Source organism: Delftia sp. HK171 (assembly GCF_001886655.1).
GTDB classification, from domain to species: Bacteria; Pseudomonadota; Gammaproteobacteria; order Burkholderiales; family Burkholderiaceae_C; genus Comamonas; species Comamonas acidovorans.
The window spans coordinates 2,018,365-2,031,171 of the sequence record NZ_CP018101.1 but is presented as its reverse complement, the minus strand read 5'-3'; the positions used below and the strand labels follow the sequence as shown (position 1 = coordinate 2,031,171).

The window sequence follows — 12,807 nt, the reverse complement described above, 5'->3', positions numbered from 1 at the left end:
AAAATTCAGAAAATTTGGTCCAAAACGTTCTTCAATCATTCCGGCGCCAACGCGGCATCCAGCTGGCCACGAATCGCCTGCTGCCCCGCCGCCGTGAAGCAGCCAATGAAGACAAAGGCGGACCCGGCCACCTGCGCCGCGCCCAGATCCGCCACGCGCAGCCGGCCTCCCACCACATGGATTTCTTGCAAAGGCTGCTGCCCCCGCAGCCGCACGATGCCCTTGGCCCGCAGCAGCGGCACCGGCAGGGTGCGCAGTGCCTGCCTGAGGCGCTGCTTGTCGAATTGCCGGTGCGTGGTGTACGAGAAACTGGTGATTCCTGCCATCCCGGCAAGACCTGCCGTGCCATCCACGGCCCTCTTCCAGGCGCCACCTTCACCCGCAAGCGCACCCAGCAGGCGCTGCGGGTGCTGCGGTTGGCGTGGCAGGGGCACAGCGTCCAGGAAGACGGCCAGGGGGATCTCGCCGCCCTGTGTGGTCAGCACCATGGTGTGCGGGGCGATCTCGGCCAGGCGCTGCCTTGCCTTGCCGATCATCGGCGCGCCGGCCAGGTCGGCCTTGGTCAGCACCAGCGCCGTCGCGCCGGCGATCTGGCGGCGGACCATGTCGCCGACCAGCGGGTCGCACAGTTGCTCATCGACGTCCTGGACATCCACCGCCACCAGGATGGCGTTGAGCTGCAGTGCGGGGTCGAGCATGCCGACATGGGCGATGCGCACGGGGTCGGAGACGCCGCTGGCCTCGATGACCAGCAGGTCCGGGCGGTCGGGCCGCACGCCCACGGCGGCCAGGGCCTCGGCCAGCCGCCCGCCGATGGAGCAGCAGATGCAGCCGTTTTCCAGCTGCAGCACGTCGCTGCTGCGTGTGCGGATCAGGGCGGCGTCGATGTTGATCTCTCCGAAGTCGTTGACCAGCACGGCCACGCGCAGGCCATCGGCGCGCTCCAGCAGCCGGTTGAGCAAGGTGGTCTTGCCCGCGCCCAGATAGCCGCCCACGACGACCATGGGAATGGGCGCCCGCTGCGCCGCGGCGGCCGGCGTGCTCATGGCAGGGACCCGGGCGCGGGGAAGATGCGGCCGCCCAGCACGGTGCCCCAGACCTTCACATCCTTGAGCGTCGCTGGCGCCACCGCGCGGGGATCGTCTTCCAGCACGGCGAAGTCCGCCAGCTTGCCGGGCTCGATGCTGCCCACGCGCTGCTCCAGCTTGAGGGTACGGGCCGCGCCCATGGTGATGGCATGCAAGGCATCGTCCACCGACAGGCGCTCGGCCTCGCCCAGCACGCGGCCTGAAGCGGTTTCGCGCTGCACGGCGCACCAGGCGGTGAACAAGGGGTTGATGGGGGTGATGGGCGCATCGGAGTGCATGGAAAAGTCCATGCCCAGGCGCCGTGCCGTGCCCGCCGCATTCATGCGCGACGCCCACTCGATGCCCACGGTCTGCCCGGCGTGCGCATCGCCCCAGTAATAGAGGTGGTTGGAGAAGAAGTTGACGCACATTCCCAAGCGCGCGGCGCGCTGCAGCTGGGCGCTGCTGGCCAGCTGGCAGTGCTGCAGGGTGTGGCGATGGTCGGCGCGCGGGTGCCTGGCCAGCAGGTCCTCGATCACATCCAGCACCACCTCGGTGGCCTCGTCTCCGTTGGTGTGAATGTGCAGTTGCAGCCCGGCCAGGTGGAAGGGCTCGAACAGCGCGGGCAGCTGCGACGGCGGAATCAGCCACAGGCCGTTGGGCTGCCCGCCCGCGTAGCCGGGAGCGCGCAGGCGCGCGGTGAAGCCCTGGATGGAGCCGTCCACAATGAACTTGACGGGGCCGAACTGCAGCTTGTCGCTGGCCGACGATGCGGCAGCGGCGTGCACGCGCGCGGCGCCGCCTTCCGGGTTGCGCTGCGGCGCAAAGGCCGGGACGATGCGCAGCGGATAGGCCGCGTCACCCGTCACCTCGCGCAGCGCGGCCAGGCCCTGGGGCGAGAGATCGCTGACCAGGTCGGTGGCCGTGGTCACGCCCGCGAGCTGGGCCACGCGGCCGAACTTCCAGATCGCCTCGCGCTGCTCGGCAGCGGCCAGCGACAGCGCGCTGCCGATCACCTTCTGTACCGGATACATGGCGGCGAACTCCTGCAGCTCGCCCGTGGGCTGGCCCTCGGCGTCCTTGTGGATGCCGTCGATATCGGTGTCCTCGTCGATGCCGGCCAGCGCCAGCATGGCCGAGTTCACATTCATCAGGTGCACGCTGGCGTGCAGGATGACGATAGGCCGCGTGCGCGAGACACGGTCCAGCTCGCGCACCGACAGCCGGCTGCTGCCAAAGAGGATGGGATCGAACCCCCAGGCCAGCAGCGTGGCCTGCGCGTCGGGCAGGGCACGCTCGGCCTCGGCCAGGCGGGCCAGCACGGCGTCCAGCGTGCGCAGGCCGGGCCACAGCCGCCCGTCGGGATCGCGGCGGTCAAAGTAGCCCAGGTAGACCGCATCCCACATGGCGCCTTCCATCAGGTGGCTGTGGGCCTCGATCAGGCCGGGCATGAGCACCTTGCCGCGCAGGTGGTCGATGCGCTCGGCATCGGGCCAGGCGGCCATGTCGGCCTCCCCGCCCACCGCCAGCACCGTGCTGCCCCGCACGGCCACATGGGTGGCCTGTGGCTGGGCCGGGTTCATGGTGAGGATGGTGCGCGCCGCGAAGATGCGCACGCGCTCGCTGGTTTCGTGGTTCATGGGGATGTTTCCCTCAGGCGGTCTTGACGTGCGCCGCACGCGGCAGGCAGTGGACGATGGCCGTGACCAGCAGATTCAGCGCCAGGCTGATGAAGCCCAGGTTGATGCCGCCGAAGTCCGGTTGCTGCAGGTACAGCACGATGGCCAGCGCCTGCCCGCAGACGATGCCCAGGGCAATGGCCAGGGGCCGGATGCGCCAGCCAAACAGGATGGCCATCATTCCCGGGAAGAACTGCGTCACGCCGTAGTAGGTGGTGTTGATCAGGGTCAGCATCAGGTTGGGCGTGAGCAGCGTCATCACGATGGACAGCAGCAGGTAGATGACGATCACCACCTTGGCGCCCTGCTTTTGCTTGGCCTCGGGCAGGCCGGGCAGCAGGTTGCGCGCCACGATGGGGCCGATGGCCAGGCAGATGCCCGCCAGCACCAGCAGGCCCGACAGCGCGGCGCCTGCGGCGACCAGGCCCAGCAGCCAGTCGGGCAGCAGGCGCACGGCAGCGGCGAAGAAAGCCTCGTTGGGCGATGCCAGTTCCAGGTTCTGGCTGATGGCGTAGTACGAGGCCAGCACCAGGAACGGGTACATCAGCATGTACAGCGGCATGGCGATCTGCGTGCGGCGGATGGTGTGCGAACTCTTGGCCGTGAAGAAGTTCTGCACGGCGAACGGCATCATGTAAAAGCCCAGCGCCTGGAACAGCATGGTGCTCATGGAAAAGCGCAGCTGCGTATCGGTCATGTGGTTGCTGACCTTGGCACTGGCGGCGGCGAACACATCGCCCACCCCGGCATGCCAGCCCACGGCCACGCCCGTGGCGATGATGGCCACCACCATGAGGATGTCCTTCAGGATGGCGATATAGGCCGAGGCACGCACGCCCGAGATGGCGATGTAGGTGAAGGCCAGGCCCGCCGAGATCAGCAGCAGGTGCAGCGGCTGGAAGTTCCAGCCCAGCCCCTTGAGCGCCGCCACCAGCCCCGTGAACTGCAGCTGGCCCCAGGGCAGCAGGAACAGGATGGCCGAGCCGGCCACGATCAGCTCCAGCGCGCGGCTGCCGAAGTGGCCCTTGAACAGGTCCGGCAGCGTGATGGCGTTGTGGCGCAGGCCGGCCTTCCAGATCATGGGGCCGAGGAAGTAGCCCAGCGGATAGGCCAGCAGGATGTAGCCCAGGAACCAGACGCCATAGGTCGGCCCCTTGGCGTAGATGCCGCCCGGAAAGCCGACCATGGTGCCGATGCTGTAGATCTCGCCGGCGGCGAGGAAGAACACCAGGTAGGCGCCGAACTGGCGCGAGGCGACGAAGAAGTCATGCACGCTTTGCGCACCCTTGCCGGTGCGGGAACGGATGGCCAGGTACAGGGACAGTGCGATGAAGCCCAGAAAGACTGCGGTGGTCATGGCGGTGCTCCGTTCAGGCCGACTGCACGTCGTCGGCTTCGTGGCGGTCGAACATCAGCCAGCACACGAGCATGCACAGCGACGTCAGCACGAACCACATGAAGATCCACAGGTAGATGAAGGGCACGCCGAACACGAAGCGATCGACGGACGCGACCCAGGGAAGCAGGCCGATCACCGCGATGTACGGGATGCCTATGCCGATGAACAGCTTGAGCATGATTTGTCTCCTTTGCTCCGATGAAAGAGTTGGCGGTTGTGGCCGCTCTATAGGACGTTTCAATGTCCATGGATGCGATCTTAGGAAGTGCCTACCTATAATTCAAATGAGAAATTTGCCAACAAACCATGAGGACTTCGCATGGATACCCAGAAGCTGCGGCACTTGCTGGCCATCGTCGAGCACGGCACTTTTTCAGACGCGGCGCGTGCCGTGCACCTGACCCAGCCGGCGCTGAGCCGCAGCATCCGCGCGCTGGAAGACGAGCTCCGGGCGCAGCTGTTCGACCGGGGCGCGCGGCGTGCCCGGCTGACGGTCTTCGGCGAACTGGTGGCCGAGCGCGCACGCCGCATGCGGCTGGAGGAAACCCAGCTGCGGCGCGACCTGGAGCTGCTGCGCGGCGGCCAGGAGGGTGCACTGGCCATTGGCGTGGCGCCGGCCCCGGCGGCACTGCTGCTCAAGCCCTTTCTGATCCACATGGCGCAGGCGCATCCGCGCATCAAGGTGCGCACCGAGATGGGTGCCACCAGCGCCCTGCTGGAGCTGCTGCGCAATGAGTCGATAGACGCCATCGTCGGCGACGCCTATGTGCTGCGCGCCGCCGAGGACGTGGACATGGAGCTGCTGGGCGAGTTGCCCGCCGGCCTGGTCTGCCGCGCGGGCCACCCCGTGCTGCAAAACCCCGGCATGGACGAGATCCGCCGCTACCCCCTGGCCACCACCACGCTGAGCACGGCCATGGCGCGGCAGCTGGCCGAGCTGTGGGGCGAGGGAGCCGAGCCCGACAAGCTGTTCACCCTGCACTGCAACAACCTGGAACTGCTGCGCAGCGTGACCCTGGCCACGGACACCTTGCTGTTCGGCGTGCTGTCCATCACGCGCCAGGAGCGCGCCAGCGGCACCATGGCCGAAGTGCCCCTGCCCGCCGATCCCCGGCGCTGCGGCCGCTACGGCATGGCGCGCATGGGCGCGCGCAGCCTGTCACCGGCGCTGGAAACCGTCTATGCATTCACCCGCACGCACTGGCGGGAGCTGTCCGAGCACGACCAGTGAAGCCGGGCAGGCGCAAGTCATGCGTCAGCCCGCGCCAGCGGCAATGTCTGCGTGCGCAGCCACTCCAGCACCAGGGCGAAGCGGGCCTCGTCATGCACCGGCCTGGGTGACATAAGCACGTAGTGCGAGCCGTCGGCCACAAAGCCGCGCGGCGCGCACAGGGTGCCGCTGGCCAGATCGTCGGCCACCAGCGCCAGCGGCCCGATGGCAATGCCCGCCCCGGCAACGGCAGCCTGCAGGCTCAGGTAGAAATGCTCGAAGCGGGCCTCGCGCCCGGGCTGCAGCGGCACGCCGGTCAGCTCGCTCCAATGCCGCCATGCGTCCGGGCGCGATGCCGTGTGCAGCAGCACGCCGCCCAGCGGCCCGGAGCGTGCCAGCGTCTTCGCAAGTGCAGGCCGGCAGACGGGACCCACGTGCTCCTGCAAAAAGGGCTCGGCAACCACATCGGCGCCCATGTCGAAATCCGCGCGGCGTATGGCCAGATCGATGCCTTCACGCGCAAAGGGCACCGAGCCGCCGGCCGACACCAGGCGCAGCTCGCGCTGCGTGCCGATCGCTTCCTGCAAACCGCTCAGGCGGGGAATCAACCAGCGCATCAGAAAGGTGGGCTCGCAGGACAGCACCAGCGGCCGGTCCGGCCCGGCGGCCTGCCGCGCACGGCCCAGCGCGCCGCGCAGGCGCTCCAGCGCCAGGGCCACCTCCTCGGCCAGCACACGCGCCGTGGGGGTGGCAATGATGCTGCGGTTGCTGCGCTGGAACAGCGCAAAGCCCAGCGCCTCTTCCATGTCGCGCACGGCGCGGCTCACGGCGCCATCGGTCAGGTGCAGCTCGCGCGCGGCCTTGGAAACGCTGCCATGGCGCACCGTGGCTTCGAAGGCACGCAGGGCGGACAGCGGCGGCATATGGGTGGGTGGGGCCATGGGACTGGAGGGCGGCATCGGACACATCGGACACATCGAAGAAAGGGAGTGGAGAGAAATTTCAATTGACTTTTGATCAACTGAATACTGAATCCATATCGATTTTCTGCAGTGCGATTTTCATGCAAAGTACCTCCATCGATTGAGCTTTCAGCAATGACCATGAATGAAGCCCCCGCCATCGCCCCCGCACCCCTGGCCATCACCATGGGCGATCCCGTGGGCATAGGCCCCGAGATCATCGTCAAACTGGCCATGGACCCCGCCCGGCCCCGTGCGCCTTTTTTCGTCATCGGCGACACGGGGCGGCTGCAGCGGGCAGCCGACATGCTGGGCGTGCAGCCGCGCATCCACGCCATCGATACGCCGGCCCAGGTTCCCGCCACCGTGCCACCCGCCACCGTCTTCGTGCTCCAGACCGGGGACCGGCTGCCCGCGGACCTGGCCTGGGGACGCATCGATGCGCGCGCCGGGGCCGCATGCCATGCCTACATACAGCGCGGCATCGACCTGGCCCTGGCCGGCGAAGTCGCAGGCCTGGTGACCGCACCCATCCACAAGGAGGCGCTGCGCGCCGCGGGCTGCCCCCACCCCGGCCATACCGAGATGCTGGCCGAGCGCTCGGGCACACGCGACTTCGCCATGATGCTCGCCAATGACGAGCTGCGGGTGCTGCTGGTCTCCATCCATGTGCCGCTGCAGCAGGCCATTGCCGCAGTCACGCCGGACAACGAACTGCGTGCCATCCGCCTTGCGCACCGGGCCTGCCGGGCGTTCGGCATCGCCCGGCCCCGTGTGGCCGTGGCGGGGCTCAATCCGCATGCCGGCGAGAACGGGCTGTTCGGGGACGAGGACCGCTCGGTGATCATCCCCGCCATTGCGGCCGCACGGGCCGAAGGCATAGACGCCAACGGCCCCTGGCCGGGCGACACGGTCTTCATGCGGGCACGCCGGGGCGAGTTCGACGTGGTGGTCGCCCAATACCATGACCAGGGGCTGATTCCCGTGAAGTACCTGGGCGTCGAGCAGGGCGTGAACATTACCGTGGGCCTGCCCTTCGTGCGCACCTCGGTGGACCACGGCACGGCCTTCGACATCGCCGGCACGGGCCGTGCGGACCATGCCAGCCTGGCCTGCGCGCTGCGCCAGGCCGCGGCCATGGTGCAGGCGGGCCGCTCCGGCGCCAGCGGACAGGCGCAGCGCCCGGACTTCATCTTCATGCTCACGCAGCAGGACAAGACCATTGCCGATGCGCGCGAGCGGCTGCGCGAAGTGCTGGCCCAGGGCGTGCGCCATGTGGGCTTCAAGGACATAGGCCTGCCCCTGCCACAGCTGCGCGAGCTGGCCCGGGACATCCGCGCGGGCGGTGCCAGGGTCTATCTGGAAGTCGTCAGCCTGGACGAGGCCAGCGAGGTGGCTTCGGCCCGCGCGGCGGTCGAGCTCGGTGTGGACGTTCTCATGGGCGGCACGCGCCCCGAGGCGGTGCTGCCCGTGCTGCGCGGCAGCGGCATTGCCTACTATCCGTTCCCCGGCAGGATCAGCGGGCATCCGAGCGTGCTTTCAGGGCCGGCCGAGGACATCGTGGCCAGCGCGCGCCGCATCGCGGGGCTGGAGGGCGTTCATGGCCTGGACCTGCTGGCCTACCGTTTCCGGGGCGACGTGCCGGCCCTGATCAAGGCGGTCTGCGATGCGGTGGACAAGCCCGTGGTCGTGGCCGGCTCCATTGATCGCAGCGAACGCATCGCGGCCGTGCTTGCCAGCGGTGCCGCGGGTTTCACGGTAGGCACCGCCGCCTTCGAGGAGACTTTTCCAGCCGCGCGGCCCGGGCTGGCGGCGCAGTTGCAGGCCATACAGGCGCTGGTGGACTGAGAGCGGGCCGGCCATCGCGCGCACCTCCCGCACCTCTGACAACGCACGCAACTCTCGCACCTCCCGTGCCTGCCACGCCTCCCGCACATTCCGCGCGCCGGTGTCATGGGCCAGCAACTGGCGCCGCTCGGCTTCGGCCAGGCGGTGGGTCTTCAGCCGCTGGACCACATGGAACTGGCGCTTCTTGGTCATGAGGGACGCGCCGCCTGCAAAGCCTTCCATGCGGCTTGCCGCCTTGCCATGCTGCGGGGCATTCCAGGGGTACAGGCCTGCCACCAGGGTCACAACGACAGCCAACGCCATGACCACGAGCGCCCGCCAGGGTGCCCGGGGTCTGCGTTGGCCTTGCCTGTGATGCGCCTGAGAGTTCATGAAGACAGGGCAAATGATTGCGGCAGCTTGCATTGGTGCAGGTGCTTTAGCCTGCATCAATGAACCTGGCCTGATACCAGTCCAAAAACCAATCAGAACCTGGCGCACTTCAGTTGCGCCATTCCTTGATTCTCCAGCAGCCGGAATCTGATGAGAACCCTCGTTTTCCAACAGATGCATTGCCTGAAAACGGAGATAACGCCCAGCAGCCTCTATTGCCGCATGAAAAACAAATGATTCATTGCTATCAATAGAAAACCTGAAACCCATCCATGGCAAAAAAGCAAAGCCCGCCAACTGCCCTCTGGGCACTGCCAGCCAGGGACCGCAACGCCACAGATGAACATCGAATAGCATCACCCTTTCCCCTACCATCCGGCAGCATGCCGTCCTACTGGATAAACCATGCCATTTAGGGAACGATGATATTCACCCTGAATACCTCTCATTCGGCACACCATTGACAACGGCCGGTCTTTGAAGTGCAGCGCCGGTATTTGCAGGGCCCAATCGATGGCTGCACGCATTCAGCCATTTTCCGCGGTTTTGTGATCAGTTGTTTTGGCCATATGGCTTGGCATCCGATGAATAAAGCAGGGATCTTGGTTGATGATTCGAACGCTGCCGCGGACCGTTGCCGGCCCCGCTGGAGTCTGGTCGCGCCTGCCGCTCGCGTGCCTTGGGTGGAGCCTGGCAGCCGCTCCCGTCTTTCTGTGCGGCGCACAGGCGCAAACACCTTCTTCGGCGGCCGTTGCCGGTACCTCCATGGCTGAGGCACGCATCGAATCCCTGGACCGCGACCAGGCCGAGCAGGCCCGGCTCAAGGCACTCTCCGAAGGGGCCGCCCCTGCCTACCAGGACCGTTTCATGGATCCGGACGAGATCGCACAGTCCGCTGCCGCCCAGCCCGAAACCGAGCAGCCCGAGGGCTTTCGCGCCTGGGTGGTGGAAAGCCGCCTGGGCCTGGGCGAATCGCGCACCACCGGCTATGGCCGCCAGCGCGCCACAGAAATCGGCCAGCGCCTCGAATACCGCCGCGAGACACTGAACTACGGCGAGTTCACCCTGCAGGCCGAAGGCCGGCACCTGAGCGGCGACAACTTTGGCAATGGCCTGAGTACTGGCGGCTTGAGTATTGGCGGCCTGGGCTATGCCCGGCAAGCCACGAGCGAGCGCTTCACGCTGCGCAACCTTGGCTTTCCGCTGACCACGCAGACCTTCGCCGACACGGCCGTGGGCGACCTCTACAGCGAGCTGACCGATGGCCTGGCGCGCAACTACCGGCTGTCGCTGGGCTCGACCACGGTGCGCGGCGCCTCGGCGCGCATCTTCCGCCCGGATCTGGACCTGCGCGCAGGCTACGGCCAGCGCGGCCTTCTCACGGGAGGGCCCTACCCCGGGTTCGAGAAAAACCAGGGCACGCTGGGCTGGCTGGGCGCCACCGTGCGGCTGGATGGCCCCTGGTTTGCCGCCTTCCAGCTGGACCAGGCCGACGATATTCCCGCCTACTACAGTCCCAGGCACTACCCCGGCGATGACACGCAATACGACCCCGGCTCCGCCCTGGGCCTGGGCAGCAAGCGCGTGACCAGCTGGGCCGCCTCGCTGGGCTACGGGCGCGGCGTGCTGCGCGATGGCGACTTCAGGCTCCGCACCACGCTGCTGGGCAGCCGTACCAGCGCGCCCCTGTCCTCTCCAGCGGCAGGCACCGCCGGCATGGAGGGCCGTAGCGCCCAGGGCCTGTTCATCGAGGCCAGTGCGCGCGCTGGCGCCTACCGCCATGAATTCGGCCTGCATGCAGCCCAGCCCCAGCTGCACTTTGGCGACTACGCGCTGTCCAGCGCGGCGCGCGGCGCCTATTGGCGCGTGGACCGCCATGTCACCCGCCTGAGCTGGGGCATGGGGCTGGACTACGAACGCACGCCGCAAACCACGGCGCAGGATGCAGGCTTTCAACTGTCGGGCTACCGCCGCCTGGGGGCGAATGGCAATGCCCAATACCAGTTCGACCGGCACACGGCCGTGGGCGGCAGCTTCAGCGCCTACCAGACGCGCAACGATGCGGACACCGCAGGCGGCGGCCAATCGCGCAGCCTTTATGGCAGCGCGTTCTACCAGACCCGCTTTTTCGACTGGCCGCGCAGCCGCTTCATGCTGACCGTCCGGCGCAACGAGCTCATCGTGCTGGGCGACTCCTCCGCGACGGGCCAGGAAGTGCAGTGGGAGCAGGACTGGGCCGGTGCACGCCAGGCAACGCTGCGGTCCGAGCTCACCACCACGCTGGGCTATGCGCGCGACCGCAGCGGCGGCATGTCGCGCAACTATCCAACGGCCGGGCTGCAATGGCGCTACTGGCTGGAAAGCGGGCTGCAGCTGGCCGGCAACCTGCGCTACACCTCGCAAAGCGGCAGCCTCTACACCAGCCGGGGCCTGTCGGGCTCGCTGTCGGCCGAGAAGGAACTGGGCCGGGGCTGGCGCATGGGCTTCATGGCGCACTTCAACCAGGCCCGGTCCTCGCTGCTGCCCACGCCCTCTTCCCTGCCCAACCTCTACCGCAGCGACGAGAAGACCGCCTATGTCTACCTGCGCTGGGAAGGCAGCGCGGGCACGGCCTATGCGGCCGCAGGCGCACCCGGCGAAGGCGTGGGCGGCGGCAGCCTGTCCGGCCGCGTGTTCTACGACGCCAACCGCGACGGCGAACAGCAGGCGGGCGAGGTGGGCGTGGCCGGCGTCGAGGTGGTGCTTGACGGCCGCTACCGCACGGTGACCGACCGCGATGGCCAGTTCGAATTCCCGGTGGTGCCCACGGGCCACCACCGGCTGTCGCTCACCCAGGAAAGCGTACCGCTGCCCTCGGGCGCCTCCGGCGACAACACCAGCAGCGTGCACGTGCCCCTGCGCGGCCAGGCCTCGGCGTCGATTGCCGTGGTCAAGGTGGGCGAGTGAGTGAATGAGTGAATGAATGAGTGATTAAGGCGCACAGGCTTCCCAGGCAACCCGTTCCATCCAAGGAGATTCCATGAACCGAACACCCATCGCCCAACGCCTGCTGGCCGCATCGCTCGGCGGCCTCGGCCTGGCCCTGACCACGTTGCCTGCCATGGCCGAGAGCCAGTACGGATCGGGCACCGGAACCATCACGGCCCAGGCCAAGGTCAACCTCAGCGTGACCGTGCCCAAGCTCATCTTGCTGCGCGTGGGCTCGACCAATACCACGGTGGACACGGTGACCTGGACCTCGACGCTGAGCATCCCCGGCGTACCCACCACGCCGCTGGCCTCCGTCAACAACACCAACGTGGACTGGAACGGCGCCGCGCCCACCGTGGCCACCGCCTCGGCTGCCGCCACGCTCACGGTCTATGCCTGGACCAATGCCGGCGCCGGCACCATCAACTGCGCGGTCGGCGCCTGGAATGCCACGGGCGGCCCCGCCAACGCGGACTTCACCGTCACGACCACCGGTAACCTGCCCCACCCCGGGCCCAATCTGGGTGCCTGCGCATCCACCTCGTTCCCCTCCAACGTGGTTGCTACGGGAACCTGGGCATATGCGCTGGGAGGTACGCCGGCCAGCTGGGCTGCCAATACCTATACCAACGTCATCACGTATACGGCCCAGGGCATCTGATGGACAAGGCATTGCCTCGCCTGCTGGCCGCAGCGGCCCTTGCCGTTGCCGTGCCGCCCGTGCAGGCCGTCTTCACCATCGTGACCGACAACGATCCCCTCAACTACAGCCTGACGCTGCGCGTGGGCACGGCCGGCGCCACGGTCGATACCGTGGCCTTCAGCGTCACGGGGGCCAATGTCGGCCTCACGCCGGCCCCTGTGACGGGCACGCCCAGCATCGGCATCTCCGTGGCGCCCACACGCCCCATGCTGGGCACGGCGATCTCCAGGCCCGTGACGCTGGTCGTCGATTCGAGCACCGCCCTGGCATGCCAGTCGGGAGGCTGCGGTAGCGCGACGATTCCCTTCAGCAAGATCAGCTGGGCGGCCACCGGCAACGACACCGCCGCCTCCGGCGACATACAGAGCGGCCGCTTCACCGCCAGCGCCAGCCAGACCATCGCCAGCTACAACGCCAATGCTTCGTTCTGCACGGGCATCCTCTGCCCTGCGTTGGGCTGGACTTTCCAGTCACGGCAACTGACCGGCACCGTGCTGCAGTTCACCTACGACAACGACGTGGTCTACCCGGGCGGCAACTACAAGGGCACCGTGCGCTTCACGGCATCGATGGTATGAGGCGGTTGGCCTGGCCGCT

The 12,807-nt window shown here is 67.7% G+C and carries 10 protein-coding genes; 5 read left to right on the top strand and 5 right to left on the bottom strand.

The window, feature by feature from the left end:
* Positions 1 to 35: 35 nt before the first annotated feature.
* Genes BO996_RS09220 through BO996_RS09205 form a run of 4 tightly spaced genes read right to left on the bottom strand, consistent with a single transcriptional unit; the run spans position 36 to position 4,323 of the window.
* Complete coding sequence (locus tag BO996_RS09220; protein WP_071954560.1) at positions 36 to 1,046, bottom strand: CobW family GTP-binding protein; 1,011 nt, start codon at positions 1,044 to 1,046, stop codon at positions 36 to 38.
* Positions 1,043 to 2,707 (bottom strand): amidohydrolase, encoded by a 1,665-nt coding sequence (locus BO996_RS09215; RefSeq protein WP_071954559.1) that lies wholly within the window; start codon positions 2,705 to 2,707, stop codon positions 1,043 to 1,045. The genes BO996_RS09220 and BO996_RS09215 overlap by 4 nt, the downstream gene beginning before the upstream one ends.
* Before the next feature lie 13 nt (positions 2,708 to 2,720).
* On the bottom strand, positions 2,721 to 4,103 hold the full coding sequence (locus BO996_RS09210; RefSeq protein ID WP_013803838.1) for a sodium:solute symporter family protein: 1,383 nt from the start codon (positions 4,101 to 4,103) through the stop codon (positions 2,721 to 2,723).
* Positions 4,104 to 4,116: 13 nt separating this feature from the next.
* Positions 4,117 to 4,323: a DUF3311 domain-containing protein gene (locus tag BO996_RS09205; RefSeq protein ID WP_034390877.1), complete on the bottom strand. Its 207-nt coding sequence runs from the start codon at positions 4,321 to 4,323 to the stop codon at positions 4,117 to 4,119.
* Positions 4,324 to 4,464: 141 nt separating this feature from the next.
* Between BO996_RS09205 and BO996_RS09200 the strand changes: the two genes are divergently transcribed.
* On the top strand, positions 4,465 to 5,376 hold the full coding sequence (locus BO996_RS09200) for a LysR family transcriptional regulator (RefSeq protein WP_034390875.1): 912 nt from the start codon (positions 4,465 to 4,467) through the stop codon (positions 5,374 to 5,376).
* 17 nt (positions 5,377 to 5,393) lie between these two features.
* On the opposite strand, the gene BO996_RS09195 is transcribed toward BO996_RS09200, so the two are convergent.
* The gene (locus tag BO996_RS09195; protein ID WP_071954558.1) at positions 5,394 to 6,296 is read right to left on the bottom strand and encodes a LysR family transcriptional regulator; all 903 of its coding nucleotides are present in this window, start codon (positions 6,294 to 6,296) and stop codon (positions 5,394 to 5,396) included.
* A gap of 156 nt (positions 6,297 to 6,452) precedes the next feature.
* On the opposite strand from BO996_RS09195, the gene pdxA reads away from it, so the two are divergent.
* The 4 genes from pdxA (at position 6,453) to BO996_RS09175 (ending at position 12,788) form a co-directional block, all read left to right on the top strand.
* Positions 6,453 to 8,165 (top strand): 4-hydroxythreonine-4-phosphate dehydrogenase PdxA, encoded by a 1,713-nt coding sequence (gene pdxA, locus BO996_RS09190; RefSeq protein ID WP_071954557.1) that lies wholly within the window; start codon positions 6,453 to 6,455, stop codon positions 8,163 to 8,165.
* 1,137 nt (positions 8,166 to 9,302) lie between these two features.
* Positions 9,303 to 11,483, top strand: coding sequence for an SdrD B-like domain-containing protein (locus BO996_RS09185; protein WP_232240488.1), 2,181 nt, complete (start codon positions 9,303 to 9,305; stop codon positions 11,481 to 11,483).
* A gap of 73 nt (positions 11,484 to 11,556) precedes the next feature.
* Complete coding sequence (locus BO996_RS09180) at positions 11,557 to 12,168, top strand: hypothetical protein (RefSeq protein ID WP_071954555.1); 612 nt, start codon at positions 11,557 to 11,559, stop codon at positions 12,166 to 12,168.
* Positions 12,168 to 12,788 (top strand): hypothetical protein, encoded by a 621-nt coding sequence (locus tag BO996_RS09175; RefSeq protein ID WP_071954554.1) that lies wholly within the window; start codon positions 12,168 to 12,170, stop codon positions 12,786 to 12,788. The genes BO996_RS09180 and BO996_RS09175 overlap by 1 nt, the downstream gene beginning before the upstream one ends.
* The last annotated feature ends 19 nt before the right edge of the window (positions 12,789 to 12,807 follow it).